Here is a 3,702-nt window from a genome sequence, read left to right on the forward strand (position 1 = left end):
GAAGCGAGCCGGCCATATTAGCCGACTTTTTCACTTCGTCAACACCTTTTTGAAGAGGTTTTTGACGCCCTTGCCGCGTTGCCGTGAAGGCGTTGCGTCAGGGGAGGGAAAGTATGGCCCCAAATCGGGCGCTTGGGAAGAGGGTGTGAAAACTTTTTTCACTCTCCCGTCGCGGGGGCCCTGTCAGCCCCACCTGCCTTACCGCACACGCTATTCGGTGGGCGCTGCTTCGCGCGCGCGGCCACTCCCTATATATAGAGCGCAGGCAGCGCCGCACCACCGTCGCCCGATTGCCTGCGCGGCAACCGGGCGGACGATCTCATGCCGCGATGAGCTGCACCCGGGCAAACGTCCGCTTGCCGACCTGCAGCACGCCTTCGAAGCCCGGCGCGAAGCTCTGCTGCGGATCCTCGACCACCTCGCCAGCCACGCGCACCGCCCGCTCCTTCAGCTTGCGGGTGGCCTCGGAATTGCTGGCGGTCAGGCCCGCGGCGGTCAGCAATGCGGCGATCCGCAGGCCTTCCGCGGGCACGGCGACCTGCTGCAGCGGCAAGGCGCTGGTGTCGCCCTGCCCGGTCACCACGGCGTGCCAGCCGACGATGGCCTGCTCGGCGGCGGCGGCATCGTGGAAGCGGGTGGTCAATTCGCGCGCCAGGCGCAACTTCACTTCGCGCGGATGCAGACTGCCGGCCTGCACCTGCTGGCGCAGCGCCTGCGCTTCGTTCACGCCGATATCGAAGGAGAGCAGTTCGATCCAGCGCCACATCAGCTCGTCGCCGATCTTCATGGTCTTGGTGACGATGTCGATCGCCGGCTCGCTGATGCCGATGTAGTTGCCCAGCGACTTGGACATCTTGTTGACCCCGTCCAGGCCCTCCAGCAACGGCATCGTCAGCACGATCTGCGCCGGCTGCCCGTAGTGCTCCTGCAGGCCGCGGCCCATCAGCAGGTTGAACTTCTGGTCGGTGCCGCCCAGTTCGACGTCGGCCTTCAGCGCCACCGAGTCGTAGCCCTGCACCAGCGGGTACAGGAACTCGTGGATGGCGATGGACTGCTGCGCCGCGTAGCGCTTGGCGAAGTCGTCGCGCTCGAGCATGCGCGCCACGGTGTGCTGGCCGGCCAGGCGGATCATGTCGGCCGCGCTCATCTGCCCGAACCATTCGGAGTTGAAGCGGACCTCGGTGCGCTCCCGGTCCAGCACCTTGAACACCTGCTCCTCGTAGGTGCGGGCGTTGGCCAGCACGTCCTCGCGGGTCAGCGGCTTGCGGGTGACGTTCTTGCCGGTGGGGTCGCCAATCATGCCGGTGAAGTCGCCGATCAGGAAGATCACCTGGTGCCCCAGGTCCTGGAACTGGCGCATCTTGTTCAACAGCACGGTGTGACCGATGTGCAGGTCCGGCGCGGTGGGATCGAAGCCGGCCTTGATCCGCAGCGGGCGCCCGCTGCGCAGGCGGGCCTCCAGTTCTTCACGCTTGAGGATTTCGTCGGCACCGCGGCCGATCAGGACAAGGGACTCTTCGATCGTGGACAAAACAGGAACTCCGGCGAGTGGCTTCAACAAACGTGAATGGCGTTAAGAGCGAGTTAACCGAGCAGCCAGGTGAAAATTCGAGCCGGCTCAATGGTTTGACGCGCTGTGGAACGATGTTTATGGTAGCCGAGTTTTGAGCTCGCGCTTCGGGCTCGTGAGGAAGCATTGATGCCCAACAGTGATCAGGAACGCGCGCGCCGGCAGCGGTTCCAGCAACGCCTTCACGTTCTCCACGACACTGCGCTGCATCGCAAGTTGAAGGAACATCTTCCCGCCGGCCGCTGGACGCGCCGCCACTGGATCCACGCCAGCCTGTTCGCCACCATCGGCGCGATGGTCGCCACGATCGTCCCGGGCTTCTCCAACGCCATCGACGTGCCGCTGCAGACCACGCAGGCGACGCTGGCGCTGCCGTTGCCGCCGATCTCGCTTGCCCAGCAACAGCAGGCTGCGATCACCGACAACTGGCAGGTGGTGCGGATCGAATCCGGACAGACCCTGGGCTCGGTGTTCGAGAAGCTCGGCCTCCCCGCCACGGTGATGCAGCGGTTGCTGGACCATCCGGGCACGCACGACGCGCTGACCAAGCTGCGTCCAGGCGCCGAGATCGGCTTCGACCTGGCGACGACGGGCGATCTGCGCGCTCTGCGCTTCGACCGCGATGCCACCCACCGGGTGGAACTGTCGCTGCTGGACGACGACATCAAGGAAAAGGTGATCGAGCGCGAGACCAGCACGCGCACCGTGGTCACCAGCGGCGAAATCACCAGCTCGCTGTACGTGGCCGCACGCAAGGCCGGGCTGTCGCCGTCGGCGATCGCGACGATGACCGACGAGATCTTCAAGTACGACATCGACTTCGACAAGGACCTGCAGCCGGGCGACCGCTTCAGCGTGGTCATGGACGAGACCTGGCGCGAAGGCGAGCGCATCGACACCAGCAAGATCCTGGCGGCGACCTTCACCACCCGCGGCAAGACCTACAGCGGCTTCCGCTTCGAGCGCGGCGGCAAGCCGGCCGAGTACTTCGACGTGACCGGGCGGCCGCTGAAGAAGAGCTTCATCCGCATGCCGGTGTCCTACAGCCGCATCAGCTCCACCTTCGGCGCGCGCAAGCACCCGGTGCTGGGCACCATGCGCATGCACAAGGGCATCGACTACGCGGCGCCGACCGGCACCCCGATCATGGCCGCCGGCGATGCGCGGGTGCAGTTCGTCGGCACCCAGCGCGGCTACGGCAACGTGGTGATCCTGGATCACGGCAAGGGCTACAGCACGCTGTACGGGCACATGTCGCGCTTCGGCGGCATCAAGGCCGGCCAGCGCATCAACCAGGGCACGGTGATCGGCTACGTCGGCATGACCGGCATGGCCACCGGTCCGCACCTGCACTACGAATTCCGCGTGGACGGGGTGCAGCGCAATCCGGCCTCGGTGACGATGCCGCCGCCGACCCCGCTGGCCGGCGCCGAACTGGCCGCGTTCCGTGCGCAGACCTCGCCGGCGCTGGCGCGCATCCAGCGCGTGGAGAAGCTGATCTACGCCGATGCCGGCGAGCCGGACGCGAAGAAGAAGAAGAAGGTCGTCGCGTCGTCCAAGGCCGCCACGTCGCACGACGCCGGCTGAGCGCCGGTAGCCGGTTCCGCCGCGCCGCGCATTGACGGGCGGCGGCGCCTGGCCCACGCTGCGGCGCCGACCGCCGCCTGGTGTCTTGCATGCCCTCGCCTTCCGCCGTTCCCGACGACGCCCTGTTCCTGGGCCTGATGTCCGGCACCAGCGCCGACGGCATCGATGCCGCGCTGGTGCGCTTCGACCACGACGGCAACCCGCAGCTGCAGCTGGGGCGCACCTATGCGTGGGCACCGCAGCAGCGCGCGGTGCTGATCGCGCTGGGCGAAGGCGGCGACATCGCCTCGCTGGACGCGCTGGGGCAGCTCGATGCAGAGGTCGCGATCGCCTTCGCCGAGGCGGCGCTGCGCCTGCTCGACGACGCCGGGGTGGCGCCGGCCGCGGTGCGCGCGATCGGGTCGCACGGGCAGACCGTGCGCCATCGCCCTCTGGCCGACCCCGCCTTCACCTGGCAGCTCGGCGACGGCAACCGCATCGCCGAACTGACCGGCATCGCCACGGTCTGCGACTTCCGCCGCCGCGACGTCGCCGCCGGCGGCCAT

Annotated in this window: 3 protein-coding genes; 2 read left to right on the forward strand and 1 reads right to left on the reverse strand. The window is 67.6% G+C overall.

Features of this window, described 5'->3' with window-relative positions:
• Window positions 1-319: 319 nt before the first annotated feature.
• A complete protein-coding gene (gene tyrS / locus D180_RS07885; protein ID WP_017912364.1) occupies window positions 320-1,531 on the reverse strand; it encodes a tyrosine--tRNA ligase in 1,212 nt (403 codons plus the stop codon).
• Between the two features lie 168 nt (window positions 1,532-1,699).
• On the opposite strand from tyrS, the gene D180_RS07890 reads away from it, so the two are divergent.
• Window positions 1,700-3,157, forward strand: coding sequence for a peptidoglycan DD-metalloendopeptidase family protein (locus D180_RS07890; RefSeq protein ID WP_017912365.1), 1,458 nt, complete (start codon window positions 1,700-1,702; stop codon window positions 3,155-3,157).
• Window positions 3,158-3,246: 89 nt separating this feature from the next.
• On the forward strand, window positions 3,247-3,702 hold a 456-nt coding region (locus D180_RS07895; protein WP_043090629.1), incomplete at its 3' end, for an anhydro-N-acetylmuramic acid kinase.

The organism is Xanthomonas sp. SHU 166 (genome assembly GCF_000364685.1).
Taxonomy (GTDB): Bacteria; Pseudomonadota; Gammaproteobacteria; order Xanthomonadales; family Xanthomonadaceae; genus Xanthomonas_A; species Xanthomonas_A sontii.

Excerpts from the sequence above, each read along its gene's own strand:
- D180_RS07890 (WP_017912365.1), top strand. The coding sequence starts at position 1,700 with ATGCCCAACAGTGATCAGGAACGCGCGCGCCGGCAGCGGTTCCAGCAA.